The 15,867-nt window shown below is 56.0% G+C and carries 14 protein-coding genes; 3 read left to right on the top strand and 11 right to left on the bottom strand.

Annotation, left to right across the window (positions count from 1 at the left end; all coding sequences use genetic code 11):
- Positions 1-119: 119 nt before the first annotated feature.
- Entirely contained in the window at positions 120-413 is a 294-nt protein-coding gene (locus tag ACZ5EH_RS15945; RefSeq protein WP_464274861.1) for a hypothetical protein, read from the bottom strand.
- A gap of 218 nt (positions 414-631) precedes the next feature.
- Between ACZ5EH_RS15945 and ACZ5EH_RS15950 the strand changes: the two genes are divergently transcribed.
- Together ACZ5EH_RS15950 and sucD are read left to right on the top strand one after the other, a co-directional pair.
- Positions 632-1,294, top strand: a complete 663-nt coding sequence (locus ACZ5EH_RS15950; protein ID WP_464274862.1) for a lactate utilization protein — start codon at positions 632-634, stop codon at positions 1,292-1,294.
- Positions 1,295-1,471: 177 nt separating this feature from the next.
- Positions 1,472-3,580 (top strand): succinate--CoA ligase subunit alpha, encoded by a 2,109-nt coding sequence (gene sucD / locus ACZ5EH_RS15955; RefSeq protein WP_464274863.1) that lies wholly within the window; start codon positions 1,472-1,474, stop codon positions 3,578-3,580.
- A gap of 14 nt (positions 3,581-3,594) precedes the next feature.
- On the opposite strand, the gene ACZ5EH_RS15960 is transcribed toward sucD, so the two are convergent.
- Together ACZ5EH_RS15960 and coaE are read right to left on the bottom strand one after the other, a co-directional pair.
- Positions 3,595-4,506 (bottom strand): diacylglycerol/lipid kinase family protein, encoded by a 912-nt coding sequence (locus tag ACZ5EH_RS15960; RefSeq protein ID WP_464274864.1) that lies wholly within the window; start codon positions 4,504-4,506, stop codon positions 3,595-3,597.
- The gene (gene coaE / locus ACZ5EH_RS15965) at positions 4,503-6,179 is read right to left on the bottom strand and encodes a dephospho-CoA kinase (protein WP_464274865.1); all 1,677 of its coding nucleotides are present in this window, start codon (positions 6,177-6,179) and stop codon (positions 4,503-4,505) included. The genes ACZ5EH_RS15960 and coaE overlap by 4 nt, the downstream gene beginning before the upstream one ends.
- A gap of 175 nt (positions 6,180-6,354) precedes the next feature.
- On the opposite strand from coaE, the gene ACZ5EH_RS15970 reads away from it, so the two are divergent.
- Positions 6,355-7,131 (top strand): glycosyltransferase family 2 protein, encoded by a 777-nt coding sequence (locus tag ACZ5EH_RS15970; RefSeq protein WP_464274866.1) that lies wholly within the window; start codon positions 6,355-6,357, stop codon positions 7,129-7,131.
- Positions 7,132-7,144: 13 nt separating this feature from the next.
- Here ACZ5EH_RS15970 and ACZ5EH_RS15975 read toward each other — a convergent pair whose 3' ends face one another.
- The 8 genes from ACZ5EH_RS15975 to guaB all read right to left on the bottom strand — a co-directional run bounded on the left by ACZ5EH_RS15975 (position 7,145) and on the right by guaB (position 15,769).
- On the bottom strand, positions 7,145-8,629 hold the full coding sequence (locus ACZ5EH_RS15975) for a serine/threonine protein kinase (RefSeq protein WP_464274867.1): 1,485 nt from the start codon (positions 8,627-8,629) through the stop codon (positions 7,145-7,147).
- A 44-nt stretch (positions 8,630-8,673) separates the two neighbouring features.
- The gene (hisA, locus tag ACZ5EH_RS15980; protein ID WP_464274868.1) at positions 8,674-9,423 is read right to left on the bottom strand and encodes a 1-(5-phosphoribosyl)-5-[(5-phosphoribosylamino)methylideneamino]imidazole-4-carboxamide isomerase; all 750 of its coding nucleotides are present in this window, start codon (positions 9,421-9,423) and stop codon (positions 8,674-8,676) included.
- 1 nt (position 9,424) lies between these two features.
- A complete protein-coding gene (locus ACZ5EH_RS15985) occupies positions 9,425-10,072 on the bottom strand; it encodes a hypothetical protein (protein ID WP_464274869.1) in 648 nt (215 codons plus the stop codon).
- On the bottom strand, positions 10,069-10,662 hold the full coding sequence (gene hisB / locus ACZ5EH_RS15990) for an imidazoleglycerol-phosphate dehydratase HisB (RefSeq protein WP_464274870.1): 594 nt from the start codon (positions 10,660-10,662) through the stop codon (positions 10,069-10,071). Before hisB ends, ACZ5EH_RS15985 begins: the two co-directional genes overlap by 4 nt.
- A gap of 230 nt (positions 10,663-10,892) precedes the next feature.
- Positions 10,893-11,666, bottom strand: a complete 774-nt coding sequence (gene tatC, locus ACZ5EH_RS15995) for a twin-arginine translocase subunit TatC (RefSeq protein WP_464278315.1) — start codon at positions 11,664-11,666, stop codon at positions 10,893-10,895.
- A gap of 515 nt (positions 11,667-12,181) precedes the next feature.
- A complete protein-coding gene (tatB, locus tag ACZ5EH_RS16000; protein ID WP_464274871.1) occupies positions 12,182-12,700 on the bottom strand; it encodes a Sec-independent protein translocase protein TatB in 519 nt (172 codons plus the stop codon).
- A gap of 39 nt (positions 12,701-12,739) precedes the next feature.
- Positions 12,740-14,290 (bottom strand): glutamine-hydrolyzing GMP synthase, encoded by a 1,551-nt coding sequence (gene guaA, locus ACZ5EH_RS16005; protein ID WP_464274872.1) that lies wholly within the window; start codon positions 14,288-14,290, stop codon positions 12,740-12,742.
- A gap of 15 nt (positions 14,291-14,305) precedes the next feature.
- Positions 14,306-15,769 (bottom strand): IMP dehydrogenase, encoded by a 1,464-nt coding sequence (gene guaB, locus ACZ5EH_RS16010; protein WP_464274873.1) that lies wholly within the window; start codon positions 15,767-15,769, stop codon positions 14,306-14,308.
- Positions 15,770-15,867 lie beyond the last annotated feature (98 nt).

Raw genomic sequence — 15,867 nt, forward strand, 5'->3', positions numbered from 1 at the left:
ATCTGTCCGTATCCGGCTCAAGTTAAGACACTAAGCATTAACTCGTACCTTAGACACTGGCGAGAGTAGGGTCAAGAAAAGAGTAGGGGCTCTGCCCTATGGGGGAGGCCTAGTGGATGTTAATCAAGCCGGCGGGCCAGGGCCAAGGCGATGGGGATGGTAATGCAGCCGATCAAAAAGCTGGCTATGGCGATGTGCGCCCCAAAAGAGAGGTCGCAGTACATATCCGTGAAGGACGCCATGCTGTCCCACACGTTCCATTTTCTGAACAGCCATTGCAGAAACCTGGAACACGGCGCCCATTCCGTGGGGCCGGCGGTGAAAGAGGAAATAGAGTCGTAAAGGAAAATGCTGGAACCGACCAGAAGCCCTAAGAGGGGCAGGCCAATGAGTAGATTGCAAAAAAAACGCATGATGTACGTTCACCCTCTGACTTGCGGGCCGGGAAAAACCGCTATGCCAAGCGCCTAGTGTGTTTTTAAGGTGTCGCGGCAGGCGGACTTTCCCCTCAAGCCGCTGTGTGATACCAACTTGCTTCGTGCAGCCCGGTCGGTCCGGCTGCATTCCGCATATGCGGATACCGTACCTTTTAGAGATCAGCAAGCTCTGTACTGCAAAGAGGAGCCATATCATGAGTGATTATGTGCAAGATTTTTGGAAAATGAAGCTTCAAGACGTGAAAGAAGCGCTGGAAGCCAATAATTTTGGCGCCCACATTGTGGATGACGCCGCCGCGGCAAAGGAACTGATACTTTCGGAGATTCTTCCCGCCGTCAATCCTGCGAGCTTGTCCTGGGGTGGTTCCGCCACGTTCATGGAGACCGGCTTGTATGAAGCCCTCAACCCCGAAAGCGCCCCAGAAGGCATCAAGGTTCTGGACCCATCTGACAAGAGCCTTACTCCGGAGCAAGCCATCGAGCTGCGCCGGCAGGCTTTGCTTGTGGACTTGTATTTTACCGGCACAAATGCGCTGACCGAAGACGGCACTCTGGTCAATCTGGATATGATTGGCAACAGGGTTGGCGCTTTGACCTTTGGGCCCAAGCATGTGGTGGTGATCACCGGCAGGAATAAGCTGGTTACCGATCTTCAGGAGGCCTTCAACAGAATCAAGGGTTATGCCGCCCCTACCAATGCCATGCGGCTCAGCAAGAAAACCCCTTGCGTCAAGACGGCCTATTGCCATGACTGCAAGAGTCCGGACCGCATTTGCAACACCTGGACTATCACCGAGAAATCCTTTCCTAAAGCCAGGATCACGGTTGTTTTGGTGAATCAGGACATGGGGCTATAGAAAGATTCAAGTGCCTTTTGCCGGGGGGCTGACGGCTCCCGGCCGGGGTGCAGTCGCGACGTGAATGAACGTATGTGGCTTATTGTGGAGCAAGAGAAGGCGCATGCCATTGCGCCTTCGTTCATTTAGAGAGTGTTTCAGCAAATCCCTTTTTGACCAGAAAGAGGAGAGCGCGGCATGCTTTTGAACGAACACCAGAGCAAGCGCCTGTTCGAGAAGGCCGGCATCGCGGTGCCGGCAGGCGCGTTGTTGCACCCCGGTGATGAGGACGGATTCACCCTCCCTGGTAAAGGCCCGTGGTTTTGTAAAGCCCAGGTACAGACAGGGGGCCGCGGGAAGGCGGGGGGCATTTTGCGCGTGGATACGGCCGATGCAGTGGCGGCAACCTGTAAGAAATTGTTTGGCATGCGCATCAAGGGGCACGCAGTGCCTTTGGTCCGCGTGGAGCCTGGAACCAGTTTCGAGCGGGAATTCTACCTGTCTTTTGCTGTTTCGCGTAAACGCGAAAGCCTGGTGCTTACGGCCGGCGCTGGTGGTGTGGATGTTGAGGACTCCGGCGTAACAGGCAAGCGCCCCTTGTCGCAAAACATTCCGGCGGGGCTCGGTCTGGGTGAGCAGCATATCCGCGCTGCCTTTTTTCACCTCTTTGCCCCCGAAACTCCAGACAAGGAAGTCTACGCGGGGTTTCGCGACCTGGTGAGCAAGCTCTATGACGCTGTCCTGGCAAACGGCTTGCTTCTGGCTGAGATCAATCCCCTGGTGCTCGACGCCCAAGGCGTGTGGACAGCTCTTGATGGCAAGGTGGAGATTGATGACAATGTCCGTGATTTGCGCCCTGAATTAGAGGAATACTACCAGCCAGAGCATGCCGCGGCAGAGGAAAACGCAGCCCGCGCAGCGGGTTTGTCCTTTGTGCCCTTTGACGGGTGGGTCGGCCTCCTCGTCAATGGAGCAGGGCTGGCCATGGCCACCATGGATTTGCTGAATTTCAAGGGCTTGCCGGCAGCCAACTTTATGGATTTGGGGGGTGCTGCTGACGAGAAACGTATGCGCACTGCCCTGGAACTGCTTTTTGGCAACGACCAGGTCAAGGCGGTATTCTTGAATCTTTTTGGCGGCATTGTTTCCTGTGAAGCCGTGGCGCGCGCCCTGCGCGAGGCACTGGACGGCAAGGCCCCTGCAAAGCCGCTTGTAGTGCGCATGGCAGGGACGGACGCCAAGTCCGGTCGGGAGATTGTAGAAGGTCTGGGGCACGGCATTCATGTTTCCGAAGGCATGACCAGCGCATTGGAGGCCCTGGAAGCCATAAAACCGGACGGTGATTATCCGGCTTTCAAAAGGCCTGATCCTCCTGTGCTAGGCACGGAAGACATCGAGTCCGTACCGGATACCGGTGGTCCGGCGCCGCTTCCGCTGGGGAAACAATCCAAGGTCATGGTCCAGGGTATAACAGGGCGCGCTGCACGACTGCATACCAGGCTCATGCTTGATTACGGCACCAATGTTGTTGCCGGCGTAACTCCTTTCAAAGAGGGAGAGGATGTTTTGGGCGTGCCGGTCTACAACACCGTGCACCGTGCCATGGAAGAGCATCCGGACGTGGACGCATCCATTATTTTCGTGCCTGCGGCCTTTGCCGCCGCTGCCATACTGGAGGCGGCATCCTGTGACGTGCCGTGGATCGTGTGCATTACAGAAGGCATTCCTCAGGGGCAAATGCTGGCCGTCAGGGAAGCGCTGCGCACCTCCAAAAGTCGTCTTGTCGGGCCCAACACACCGGGGTTGATTGTTCCAGGCGGCTGCAAGGTGGGCATCATGCCGGCTGATGTGTACGCTCCGGGATCGGTTGCAGTGTTTTCCCGCAGTGGCACGCTGACCTATGAAACCGCCGCACGTCTGGCAGACGCCGGATTGGGGATTTCACTCTGTGTGGGGGTAGGGGGCGATCCCTTTGTTGGCGTCGACTTCATCGAGCTTGTGGAGCAGGTGCGCTACCATGAAGACACCAAGGCGGTTGTCGTTCTGGGTGAAATTGGCGGTGCTGCAGAAGAGGAGTTGGCGGCCCACGTACGTCAAACCGGTTATCCAAAACCCATATTTTCCTTTATTGCCGGCCGTACAGCACCGGAAGGCAAACGATTGGGGCATGCAGGCGCCATTCTCGAGGAAGGCGGGGGCGGAATCGAAGGTAAGGTGACGACCCTGGCCGCTGCTGGTATCCGTGTTTGTCCCGATATTGCCAGTATTCCCGCCATGGTGGCGGAGGTGCTGGGGAATCAGGCCTAGCGTTGCTGCCAAGGCTACTCAGGCTGTGGCAGCACCACGCGCAGATGCGCAGGAAGCAGGCCGTATTGTAACGGCAGACGCAGTCTGGTCAGTTCGCCATCCAGCGCCGTTAGCAGGTGGCGGCCTTTTTTGCCGGTATCCACGCTGAAGGATTGCACGGTGTGCATTTCGAAATACTTGTCCAGCGTGGCGCGTGAAAAAAGAATGGTTACAAAGCTGCGTAGCATGCCCAGCCTGGATGACTGGCGACCAAGGTAGAGGTAGATGGTTTTATCGGTCAAAAACCGCTGCCCGTCCTCCACAATATACAAAAAATTCAACGCACCGGGCGAAGTGGCCGCAATAAGGCTGGCTGTCCGGTGCGTTTTCTTTTCGCCATCGACTTCCAGATGCAAAGTGAGTTGTGGGAAACGCAGAATGGATTTGCTCACCGCCCACAGCATGGCAAAGGGTTTCCACCACCCTTTGCGGTGCTGCAGGAGCTTGCGCTCCCTGACATAGACCGGGTGCGCCCCAATTGAGGAAAACAACATGAAGGGGCGGTCGTTGACCACGCCCATATCCAAAAGTTTGCTGTAGCCCTGGGCCACCAGGTGCGCCGTTGCGGCAACCTTGAATGGCAGGCCCAGATGCCGGGCGAACAGATTGAAGGACCCCTGCGGGATGACGGCCATTGGAATGTCGCTGCCGCCGATTATGGCAGCGGCGGTGTTGATGGTGCCGTCACCCCCTGCCACTACGATGGTGTCGGGGCGCTCTTTTACGGCCTGGCGCACTGCATTCGGCAGATTGCTTGGGGAAATGAGCCTGATATCGGGATCGAGCCCTGCCTCTTGAAACGCCTCGCGCACCGCTTTGGGACTTGTGCGGCGGAAAGCGCGGAACACCGTGCCTGCCCTTTTGTTCATGATGATAATGACGTTCACGTTTTGTCTTCACCCCATAAGTTGCGTAAGCGAGCCGCGAATCGTGCTGCTCCAGAAGCCCGCAGGCGGCGCAGAACTTTCAACAGAGCTTGAGTACGGCGTTCCAAATCCTGCTTGGTTCCACTATTGTCCACGATCAATTGGCAGGCGTTGATCTTGGCAGGTTGGGGCCATTGCCATGAATCCATGGCGGCTAGTGTTTCTTCGCCCCATCCTCTGGTCTGTTTCAGCCGTTCTAGCCGGGTGGTATGGGGGCAGAACACCCCGACAATACTGTCCGCCGCAGTGCGGTGCGCTGCCGCGGTGTCGCCCGAGGCTTCGAACAATAGAGGAATTTCGGCCACGGCCATGCTTTTGGCAGCATGCTCGCGCCAGAAAAGCTGCAGTTTGTCAAATACCATGGGGTGCAGCGCAGCCTCCACTTCCTTGCGCAGGGAGGGGGACGCCTGCATATCCTGAAACAGGGCGCGTTTATCAACGGGGCGTTGATCCAATGGCAAATCTTCTGTGGCAAGCAGGTAGCGCTCACCGTAGCGTTGGAACAGGAAGCTCCACCCTGCGCGCCCTGGTTTGTAAAGATCAGCCACAACAGCGTCCGCACAGAAAAGAGGGGCGCCGGCTTCATGCAGCAGCCTGGCCAGGGTTGATTTGCCGGAGCCGGGCAGGCCTGTGACCACTACCCGTTGCGCGCGCTTGTGCAGACAGAGCGCAAGACGCATGAAATCTGCAGGGGGAGGGCGCCTGAAGTCGAGGCGCTCTGGCGTCATGGGGTGCTGCATTCCCAATTTCCAGGCATGCAGCATCTGGCGGGAAGCAAGTCGCCTAAACGATTTCTCCGGACAGTTTTGTGGGTGCTTGGAAGCTGGCAGGCCATAAACGCCGTCTCCCATAATGGGGTGCCCCAAATGGCTCAGGTGCACCCGTATCTGGTGGGTGCGTCCCGTGTGGATACGTACTGCCAGCAGGCTCCATTCTCCATCAGGGCTGGCATGGAGCACTCTCCATACACTATGTGCAGGGCGGCCGCCCTTTGCCACTACCGCCATCCTGGTCTTATGGACGGGGTGCCGGCCAATGGGTTCTTGAATTTCGCCTTGGAGGCTTTCTGGCACGCCATGCACCAGGGCCAGGTATTCCTTGTCCACCTGGCGGTCTTCAAATGCCTGCGCAAGGGCCAGACGGGCAGCTTCGGTGCGTGCAACAAGAAGCAGGCCGCTCGTGTCCTTGTCGATGCGGTGCACAATGCCAGGGCGTTCGGAATCCATGGAGGCCATTTCCGGATAGCGGTGCAGCAGTCTGTGGACCAGGGTGCCGCTTTCCAGGCCAGGGGCGGGGTGCACTGTCAGTCCGTGTGGTTTGTCCAAAATGATCAGGTGCTCGTCTTCATAAAGAATGCTTAGATCGCCATCTTCAGGCGCCAGGGGAGAGTCGGCCGAAATGCCTTCCAGCTCGAGCAGTTCTCCACCTTGCAGCAGTGTGCTAGGTTTGGAGACCGTGACGCCGCTAATGCGTAGGCGCCCCTCCTTGATCCAGGATTTTATGCGCCCCCGTGATATTCCCTGGTCGGCAAGCGCCTGCCCCAGAAAGCCGTCGAGGCGTTGTCCTTTGGCCTCTGACGGGGTCGTCAGCTGCCAGGTGGTGGTTGTGTGTGGGGCGTTTTGTGTATGCGGCATCTGAAAATGTGTGGGGTTGCAGTGTGGAGCTGGATGTTTTGCTTGCCGCCCGCCACTACGACTATTAGTAGTGTTCGCAATGGCGGCTCATGCAGATTTAGCCTTGTATCGCTTCGGATAGTGGTATGCAAGGCGAGTCATGCTTTGGTGAATGATCAGGTAGGAGATATACCGGATGTTTGTGACAGGACTTGTGCTGACCAAGGATGGAGAACGCTGGCTGGAACGTTGCCTTAAGTCCCTGGATTTTTGTGACAGGGTCGTGGTGGTGGATTCCGAAAGCAGCGACAGAACACGGGAAATAGCGCAAGAAATGGGTGCAGACGTTTTGGTGCGCCCGTGGCCTGGTCCTGTAGCGCAATTTCGCTACGCCTTGGAGCAGGTTGGGGATTCCTGGGTGGTGAGTCTGGACCAGGATGAATGGCTGAGCCCGGAACTGCGGCGAGAGATGGAAATTTTGTTTGGTGACGCTGCGCAACTGGAAGGTAAGGCCGGTTTCACCTGCCCGCGCCGTTCATTTTATTATGATCGCTACCTGAAGCACTGTGGTTGGTACCCGGATCGTCTTTTACGTGTCTTTCATACACAGCGTATGGAAGTGACAGCTTCGGGGCCGCATTATTCATTTCACCCCAAAGGGCCAACTGGGGTGCTGTCCGGAGATATCGTCCACCGCCCCTATGCGGGACTTCAGGAGCATGTGGCCAAAATCAATTATTACACACAGGAAGCTGCGATCAGTCTGCAGCACGACGGGCGCAAAGGCGGCGTAGCCCGGGGGATTGCCCACGGGATGGCTCGTTTTGCAAAAATATATTTGTTGCGGGCTGGTTTTCTGGATGGCAGAGCCGGTCTTTTACTGGCGCTACACGGTTTTTTCTATGCCCTCCACAAATACGTTCGCGTGGCGGAGTTCGACATGTCTTCAAATGGGGATGGGGCGGAAGAGTAGCGGAAAAGAGGGGTTAGTCCCGGTTCTTGAACCAGGCTATAAAGGCCCAGATGCTCAAATATATGGCGCCCATGGCAAAGGCAAAATTGTCTATTGCAGCGCTCATGACACCGGCTTTGAGTCCCAGACTGGCCCCGAACGAGGCAAAAAACAAGACTGCAGCAATCAGGCCGCGTCGTGCCGGGGCAATGATGATCAAGTACAAAGGCAGCGCAATATAAAAAAACAAAAAAACGATGCTGTATATCGTTGCGGGGCTGGCGCCAAGATGTACCCTGCCTGACATATATGCGGCGCCACATGCCAGGGCGGCCAGCAGGAATATCACCACCGGACGGCTCAGTGGTTGTTTAGGCGTGACATGCCCCTTGCTGCGGCCAAAGTTGGCGTTTGGTCCGTAGAAATCTTCTCCCGCATAATGCTGCACGGGGGGTTTTGGCTTTTCCGTCCTCAGGGGCGTTTCCTTACGGGGCTCAGGCGCCGCACGCTTCTGCGTCAGCTCTCCGAATTCTTCTTCCTTGATGGCGCGCGCAGGCTTTACGGTTTGGACTCTGGGCATGATTGTTTCACGCCCGTCGGTTTCCAGTGTGCGTTCCAAGGCCAGGCGAAATTCTTTGGCAGAGGCGTAACGAAGGGAGGGGCGGAAGGAGAGAGCGCCGAGGATGGCTTTAGTGATGCCTATGGGCAAAGACGGGTCCACAACAATGGGTTCCCCAGTTATCCGCTTGTTCACCATACAGGAGCGGTTGCCTTCACATTCGTCCTCGAAAGGCAATTTGCCATGCAACATCTCGTACCCCACCAGGGCCAGAGAATAAATATCCACTTGGTGGTCGTACCCTTTGCCAAAGGGATCGCGCAGCACTTCAGGCGCAATGTAAAGGGGCGTGCCCACGCGGGTCTCGGCAAAGGTGGTTTCCGAGAGTTTGCGCGCCACGCCAAAGTCACCAATCTTGGCTATGCCGTCCTGGGTAAGAAAGATGTTCCCAGGCTTGATGTCGCGGTGCAGGATGCTCTTGGAGTGGACATGCTCGAGCCCTTTGAGACAATCGATGAGCACCTGAACGCTTTCTTGCCAGGGGAGCGCGCCCCCTTTGATCTTGCTGGAAAGCGTACTGGGCAGGTACTCCATCATTACCGCCACAAGGGCGATGATGGAATCCTGGTCGCGTTCGTGGAAGACTTCGTGATTATACCAGCCTACAACGTTCTGGTGATTGCCCAGACTGTACAGGTGGATGATTTCACGCGCATCCTGACCAATGGATGCCTGCAGCGAATCAAGGGAGCGGTGTTCGCGGTCCAGCTTTCTTGTAAGGGGAATGACCTTGAGCGCAGCATACATCTCTTCACCCAGGTCGTCGCGCTGCATCTTGAAGACACAGCCGGAAACGCCGGCTCCAATGAAGCCAAGTATCTTCCAGCCGCTAAAGAGCGGCTCGCGCTTCTTGAGCAGGTTGTAGACTGTGGTCTTACAAAATAGAGTCTGCTTGGCCATGGCGCTTACGTATTCTCATGGAGCGAAAGGACAAAGGTCCGGTGTCAGGCGGTTGCCACGTTCTGACTAAGCCATTCCAATGCTTCCTTAACGTCCAGGGTGCCTTCATAGATGGCCCGGCCGGTGATGGCGCCTTCGAGGCCTTTGGCAGCAAGGGGGGCAAGGTCCTTGATGTCTTTAAGCGAGGCCACGCCACCTGCCGCAATGACCGGCAGGGAAGTGTTCTGCAACAAGTTATCAAGTGCTTCTAGGTTCACGCCGGACTGCATGCCGTCACGGCTGATATCCGTGTAGATGATGAACGTCGCGCCTTGTTCTTCCAGCCTGGGGATCACATCAAGTGCAGTAAGACCGGCGTCTTCCACCCAGCCCTTGGTCTTGAGCTGTCCATCCTGGGCGTCCAGGGAGACCCCGATGACACCAGGCAGCGCACGGCAAAGAGCACCAAACGCAGCAGGTTCAAGGATGGCCATTGTTCCCACAATAAGGCGGGTGACGCCTGCTTTGAGATAGGCCTCGGCCGTGCCCTTGTCGCGTACACCGCCGCCCAATTGCACTTTAACGCCCCGCGCTTCGCAGACGGAACAGATGCGGCCAACGAGTTCGGCGTTGACCGGATCGCCGCTGAAAGCACCATCAAGGTCGACTATATGTAACCAGGAAGTGCCCAGGTCCATCCAGTGTTCAGCCATGGAAACGGGGTCCTTGGAGAACACCGTAACCTCATCGGCCAGCCCCTGACGCAAGCGGACACATTCACCATTCTTTATATCAATAGCTGGAAAAAGCTGCATATTATTTCAGACCCAGTACCCGCAATCCGTCTTCGATGCCCCAGGCGGCCAGTTCCCTGGCAGTCAGCCACTTGCCGCCGCGGTCTACGAATTTGGAGAAAGTCAGCATGTTTTCAGCAAGGGATACCTGCTTTTCATCAAAGCGGTAACGCGTTGCAATGCCTTGTTCTTTGACATCCACAACATACATGTCGATCATCACGCTGGCGGGGTCGTCGGAACCGGCAGCGCCGCCTTTGCGTTCCTGCCAGTACATAAGCTGCGGTACCAGAAGGTAATCGGCGTTCATGCAGCGCCCCACTTTTACCCAGTAGTCCAAATTGCCGGAGTTGTCTGAACTGTTGTCCAGATCTCGCTGGCAAGCGCGGGTTTGGGAAGGAGTGGCAAAAGAGCGCTTGGTTTCAGAAGACATTGTCTGGAGCACTATGCTGTCCAGATATGTAAGCGTTTTGGGAGAAACCGTCTCGCTGCCGGATGGCACGTAGTTGGCCATGGCCTGACCGTCCACCGTGGGCTGCGTAAAGCCGGCAATGGCCAGGGAAAGGTCCGCAGCGATAGGCTCAGCGGCAGGGCGACGGTGGCAGCCGGTAATCACCAGCAGGAAGAGCAGAACGAGAACGACAGAGCGCGCAGACATGAGCGTTTTCATGAGTCTAAGCTCCCTTTTGTACTGAAGACTCCGTCACCGGACTTGAGGGCTGCGGCTTGCGCAAGCGCCAATCCAAGTCCTTTGCAGGCGGACTCCAACAGGTGGTGGCCATTCCTTCCATAAAGTAATCTTATATGTAGGTTCATCTTTGCCGTATTAGCGAGGGACTTGAAGAATTCTCGCCAAAGGTCCTTTTCTTCCCGGGCTACGATGCTGGGCAGCAATTCGTCTTCGTATACCAGGTATGGTCGCCCTGAAAGATCCACAGCCACATCGGCCATGGCTTCATCCATGGGCACCCGCGCCCATCCCACACGTTTTACGGCGTCGCCTTGAGCAAGGGCCTGACGCAATACTTCGCCCAGGCACAAACCGGCGTCTTCAATACTGTGGTGTGCGTCGATTTCCATGTCGCCATCGACTTCAAGGTCGAGGTCCCATCCGGCCCAAAAGGCGATCAGGGTCAGCATGTGGTCGGCGAAACCAAAACCGGTGCGTACATTGACGATACCGGAGCCATCCAGCTCAAGCCGCGCCTTGATACGAGTTTCTGTTGTTTCGCGGGAGAATGCTGCGTTTCGTTGGCCCATAATCTGTCTATGCCTTTTTTTTCACATCAGGTCCAGAGCGTTGCCAAAATGGTTCATGCACACCGGGGGGAGGGCGTTTGAGCACATCCCGAATATGATGGCGCCAGACTGAGTATTAAGCAAAGAACCAGTATGGCACAAGGCCCCATTTTCTTCAAAGACCGATGCAGCTTCCATCCGCCATTAACGCCAGGGAGATCATGCGCCTCCCTGGCGTCTGGCAGAGAATATTATGAGGAAGCTTCTTCCTTTTCATCTTCAGTGGTTTCTTCGTCTTCGTTTTCTTCTTCCGCAGTGGGTTTGGCCTTTTTGCCAAAAGCATGGGCTACCCAGATGGACAGTTCGTAAAGCACGATCAAAGGACCGGCCATCAATGTTTGCGACACCACGTCCGGAGGTGTGAGAACAGCGGACACCACGAACGAGCAAAGGAACGCATACTTACGGAATTTGCGCAACATGCGCGACGTGACAATGCCCAACCGCGCAAGGAAGAAAATGAAAAGCGGCAGCTCAAAGATCAGGCCGAATGCAAACAACAGCTTGAGTGAAAAGTCGAAATATTCCTTCAAGCTCGGCATTGGCCGGATGGTTTCTGTAGCAAAATCCATAAAGAATTCAAATGCAAAGGGGAAAACGACCGAGTATCCGAATCCCGCGCCGACAGAAAAGAAAATACCTGAACAAAGCGCGATAGGAATAAGATACTTGCGTTCATCCTTATAAAGCCCGGGGGCAATGAAGCTCCATATCTGATAAAAAATGTAGGGGCTGGCAAGCAGCACGCCCGCTACAAGGGCGACCTTGATATAGGTGAAAAAAGCCTCGGGCAGTGCGGTGTAAATAAGTTTTGTGTCCGGAGGAAACACCGCAACCAAGGGGCGCATGAGCAGCTCAAAGAGTTGCTTGGAGAACCCGTAGCAGGCAAGAAAGCCAATGATGGCGGCAATGGCGCTCCGGGTCAGACGTATGCGCAACTCTGTGAGATGATCGAGAAAGCTCATCTGGCCTTCTCCATCATCGTCCTCATCCTCGTCTTCATCTTCGTCGTCCGGGTCGTCGTCCGGGTCGTCGTCATCGCCCTTTGCTACTGCACCGTCAGAAGGTGGGGCAGGCGGCGCAGGCGGTGGAGCCGCAGCATCGTCTTCCCCCGCACTTTCAGCAGAAGGATCGTCGTCCGTAACTGCAATGGGCGCATCCCCTGCGGAAGAATCATCGGAAGATTGCTCCGAAGCAGAGGCGTCATCAGGAGCTTGTTCGTCTTCTCCTGCAGTACCGGAAGATGTGCCCGCGTCTTCAGAAGCCGCCTCAGAAGGGGGTTCAGAAGCTTTTGGGGAATCATCAGAAGAAGTCTCTGACGCAGCCGCACCCTCTTCTTCAAGAGCTTCAGTGGAAGATTCTTCTGATTCCTTTGGGGGCAATGCAGAAGAGTTATCCGCAGAAGATTCCTCTGGAGCTTCCTCAGAAGGTTCCTGAGAATCCGGAGGCGTGGTCAAATCTTTGTCCTTATCGCCCGTGCTCATGCCTTTTCTCCAGCCGGGGCCGAAGTGGTCACGACCTTTTCAGCCGCTTCATGTTGTTCAGCTTCTGTTTCTTTTACGTCTTCAGAGCGAACATCAATGACGGGCGCCTTGTCAGTCAGGTCCTCTTCCACGGAAGCCATGTCAGGAGACGCTGCTTCAGTCGCACCGGTCTCTTCAGGTGTGACAGGGGTATTGGCGGCAACTGCGCTTTCGTAGGCTTTTTCCGCTGCGATATCTTCTTCGGATTTTTCCGCAGGCGCAGCCTTGTCAGTCGCTGCATCTTCCTCTGTCTTTTTTTCAGCGAGCTTTTTCTTCTTTTCTTCTTTTTCCCGCTCTTTGCGTTCCTGCAACTCGACCTCAGTATTGATGGTTCTGTGCAGGTCAGTGCTCACGCGTTTGAATTCGCCCATGGCCTTGCCCAGGGTACGCGCGATCTGGGGCAGTTTCTTAGGCCCTACCACGATAAGGGCCACAACGAGGATGACGATAAGTTCAGTTGTGCCGATGCCGAACATAACACTCTCTCTCAACGGGCGCAGAAGCGCCGCCTGGAGTTATTCCCACTCGATTGTGCTGGGCGGTTTGGAGGAAATGTCCAGGACAACCCTGTTCACTCCCTTGACTTCGTTGATAATACGGTTGGAGATACGGGCCAGCAGCTCAGACGGCAGCCGTGTCCAATCTGCAGTCATGGCGTCCACGCTGTCTACCACACGCAGGGCGATGACATGCTCGTAGGTACGGTCGTCCCCCATCACGCCCACCGTCTTCAGCGGCAGCAATACGGCAAAACCCTGCCATACTTTGCGATACCAGTCGGAGGCGCGCAGTTCTTGCTGCACGATCTTGTCTGCCAGGCGCAGGATATCCAGCCGTTCGCGGGTGATCTCCCCGATGACACGGATGGCCAAGCCAGGACCAGGGAAAGGGTGCCGCCAAATGATGAAGTCGGGCAGTCCCAATTCCACAGCCACCTTGCGGACCTCGTCCTTGAACAATTCGCGCAGAGGCTCGATGAGTTCGAGCTGCATGATATCCGGCAGTCCGCCCACGTTGTGGTGGCTTTTGATGACGGCGGATGGGCCGCCTTTGAAGGAAACACTCTCGATGACATCCGGGTAGAGGGTGCCCTGTGCCAGGAACTTCACGCCGGGAATGGCCTTGGCTTCCTTTTCGAAGAGTTCAATGAAACTGTGGCCGATGATCTTGCGTTTCTTTTCCGGGTCTTCCACACCTTCAAGGCGATCCAGAAAGAAATCCTGAGCCTCGACGTAGTGCAGATTCAGATCGAAATGCTCCCGCAGATACCCGATGACTTCCTGCCCTTCATTGAGACGAAGCAGTCCGTTGTCCACAAAAATGCAGTGCAGCCGCTTACCTATGGCTTTGCTCAGCATGATGGCGACAACGGTGGAGTCGATGCCTCCGGAAAGCGCGCAGACAACCTGGTCGTCCCCGACTTTTTCCCGAATTTCTTCAAGGCTGCTTTCCACAAAGGAGGACATGGTCCAGTTTGCCTGGATATCCGCCACCTTGAAGAGGAAGTTGTGCAGCATACGGTCACCCTGATCCGTATGCGCCACTTCCGGGTGGAATTGCAGGGCATAGATCTTGCGCTCAGGGTCGGCCATGGCGGCTACATCCACGCTTGGGGTGGAGGCGATGGCCTTGAATCCCTTGGGCGGTTCCAGAACCCTGTCCCCATGGGACATCCACACCGTGCGGTCGTCTCGTTGCTTCAGACCTTCCCATAACAGGGATTCGTCCGTGATGGTCAGTTCCGCGCGCCCGTATTCACGGTCTTGCGAGGCAATGACCTTGCCGCCCAGGTTTTTGGCAAGAAGCTGCATACCGTAGCAAATTCCCAAAATGGGCAGGCCGAGTTCGATGATGCCGGGGTCCATATCTGGCGCACCGGCATCAGATACTGACGAAGGACCGCCCGACAGGACAATGGCTTTGGGTTGCAGCGCCACCAGTTCCTGCAGGGAAATGGTGTACGGATGAATTTCAGAGTACACGCCTGCTTCGCGGATGCGTCTTGCTATGAGCTGCGTGACCTGTGAGCCGTAGTCCAGGATGACTACCTTTTCTATGGATTCCATGGCAAAGCCCCTGGGCTAGTAGTTTTCGACCCTGTAATTGGGGGCCTCTTTAGTGATGATCACATCATGGACATGGCTTTCACGCAAGCCTGCAGGAGAAATCTCCACAAATTGAGCCTTTTCCTGCAACTCTTTGACGGTTTGGCATCCTGTGTAGCCCATTCCGGAGCGCAGACCACCCATGAGCTGGTAAATGCTGTCGAGCACAGGCCCCTTGTAGGGAACGCGCCCCACGATACCTTCGGGAACCAGTTTGCCGGCGTCGTCGGTATCCTGGAAATAGCGATCCTTGCTGCCTTCACGCATGGCGTCGATGGAGCCCATGCCTCGGTATATCTTGTAGCGGCGTCCCTGATAGAGAATGGTCTCACCTGGACTTTCATCGGTGCCGGCAAAAAGAGAGCCTATCATGATGGTGTCAGCCCCGGACGCCAGGGCCTTGACCACGTCTCCGGAAAATTTAATGCCGCCATCGCCTATGATGTGGCGGTCCATTTCCTTGGCCGCACGGGATGCTTCCATGATTGCAGTGACCTGGGGAACACCTACACCTGCCACGATACGTGTGGTGCAGATGGAGCCAGGGCCGATGCCTACTTTTACTGTATGTGCGCCGGCCTTGAGCACCGCTTTGGCGCCTTCGTAGGTGCCAACGTTACCTGCTATGAGGTTGGCTTTTGGAAAGGTGTTCCTGAGCATCTCGATGGTGCGCAGAATATTCCGCGAATGCCCGTGCGCAGAGTCCACAACCAGGAAGTCTGCGCCAGCGGCAAGCAGGGCTTCGGCGCGTTCGGGCGTTTCGGCGCCCACGCCAACGGCGGCGCCTACACGCAAACGGCCCTGGTCGTCTTTGCAGGCCATGGGGTACTTTTTGATTTTCTCAATATCCTTGATGGTCAGCAAGCCCCGGAGTTTGTTCTCCTCATCCACAACCAGCAGCTTTTCGATGCGGTTTTCGTGCAGGTGGTGCTTTGCCTGTTCAAGAGTTGTGCCCATGGGAACCGTGACGAGGTTTTTGCTGGTCATGACTTCGGAGACCAGGGTGCTCATATCGGTGACAAAGCGGACATCACGGTTGGTCAGGATACCGACGAGCTTGCTTCCCTCAACCACGGGCAAGCCGGATATGCGATATTCAGCCATGACATCAAGCGCCTCCCCCACGGTGTAGTTGGGAGGAATGGTCACGGGGTCGACGATCATGCCGCTTTCGGACTTTTTGACCTTTTCGACCTCAAGGCGTTGGCGATCGATGGAAAGATTCTTATGGATGACGCCGGCGCCCCCTGACCTGGCCAAAGAGATAGCCAGCCGGGATTCGGTGACTGTATCCATGGCGGCAGAGAGCAGCGGGATGTTGAGTTTGATTTCCGCCGTGAGCCAGGTGCTGACATCGACACTGTCGGGAAGCACCTCTGAGTAGGCGGGTTGCAGCAGGACGTCGTCGAAGGTCAAGCCTTTGCCGTTTACCTTCTGCATGGCGTTATCCTCCCTTATATTAGCGTGACCGAAGCGCCAAGCCGATTTTGGCGACGCTGACGGCCGCTAAAGCAGTTAATAATTACTACAACAGCAGA

The organism is Desulfovibrio biadhensis, assembly GCF_055388615.1.

What these genes read in the sequence shown, in the direction of transcription:
- ACZ5EH_RS15945 (WP_464274861.1), bottom strand. Translation starts at nt 413, where the DNA reads ATGCGTTTTTTTTGCAATCTACTCATTGGCCTGCCCCTCTTAGGGCTT.
- ACZ5EH_RS15950 (WP_464274862.1), top strand. Translation starts at nt 632, where the DNA reads ATGAGTGATTATGTGCAAGATTTTTGGAAAATGAAGCTTCAAGACGTG.
- sucD (WP_464274863.1), top strand. Translation starts at nt 1,472, where the DNA reads ATGCTTTTGAACGAACACCAGAGCAAGCGCCTGTTCGAGAAGGCCGGC.
- coaE (WP_464274865.1), bottom strand. Translation starts at nt 6,179, where the DNA reads ATGCCGCATACACAAAACGCCCCACACACAACCACCACCTGGCAGCTG.
- ACZ5EH_RS15970 (WP_464274866.1), top strand. Translation starts at nt 6,355, where the DNA reads ATGTTTGTGACAGGACTTGTGCTGACCAAGGATGGAGAACGCTGGCTG.
- ACZ5EH_RS15975 (WP_464274867.1), bottom strand. Translation starts at nt 8,629, where the DNA reads ATGGCCAAGCAGACTCTATTTTGTAAGACCACAGTCTACAACCTGCTC.
- hisA (WP_464274868.1), bottom strand. Translation starts at nt 9,423, where the DNA reads ATGCAGCTTTTTCCAGCTATTGATATAAAGAATGGTGAATGTGTCCGC.
- ACZ5EH_RS15985 (WP_464274869.1), bottom strand. Translation starts at nt 10,072, where the DNA reads ATGAAAACGCTCATGTCTGCGCGCTCTGTCGTTCTCGTTCTGCTCTTC.
- hisB (WP_464274870.1), bottom strand. Translation starts at nt 10,662, where the DNA reads ATGGGCCAACGAAACGCAGCATTCTCCCGCGAAACAACAGAAACTCGT.
- tatC (WP_464278315.1), bottom strand. Translation starts at nt 11,666, where the DNA reads ATGAGCTTTCTCGATCATCTCACAGAGTTGCGCATACGTCTGACCCGG.
- tatB (WP_464274871.1), bottom strand. Translation starts at nt 12,700, where the DNA reads ATGTTCGGCATCGGCACAACTGAACTTATCGTCATCCTCGTTGTGGCC.
- guaA (WP_464274872.1), bottom strand. Translation starts at nt 14,290, where the DNA reads ATGGAATCCATAGAAAAGGTAGTCATCCTGGACTACGGCTCACAGGTC.
- guaB (WP_464274873.1), bottom strand. Translation starts at nt 15,769, where the DNA reads ATGCAGAAGGTAAACGGCAAAGGCTTGACCTTCGACGACGTCCTGCTG.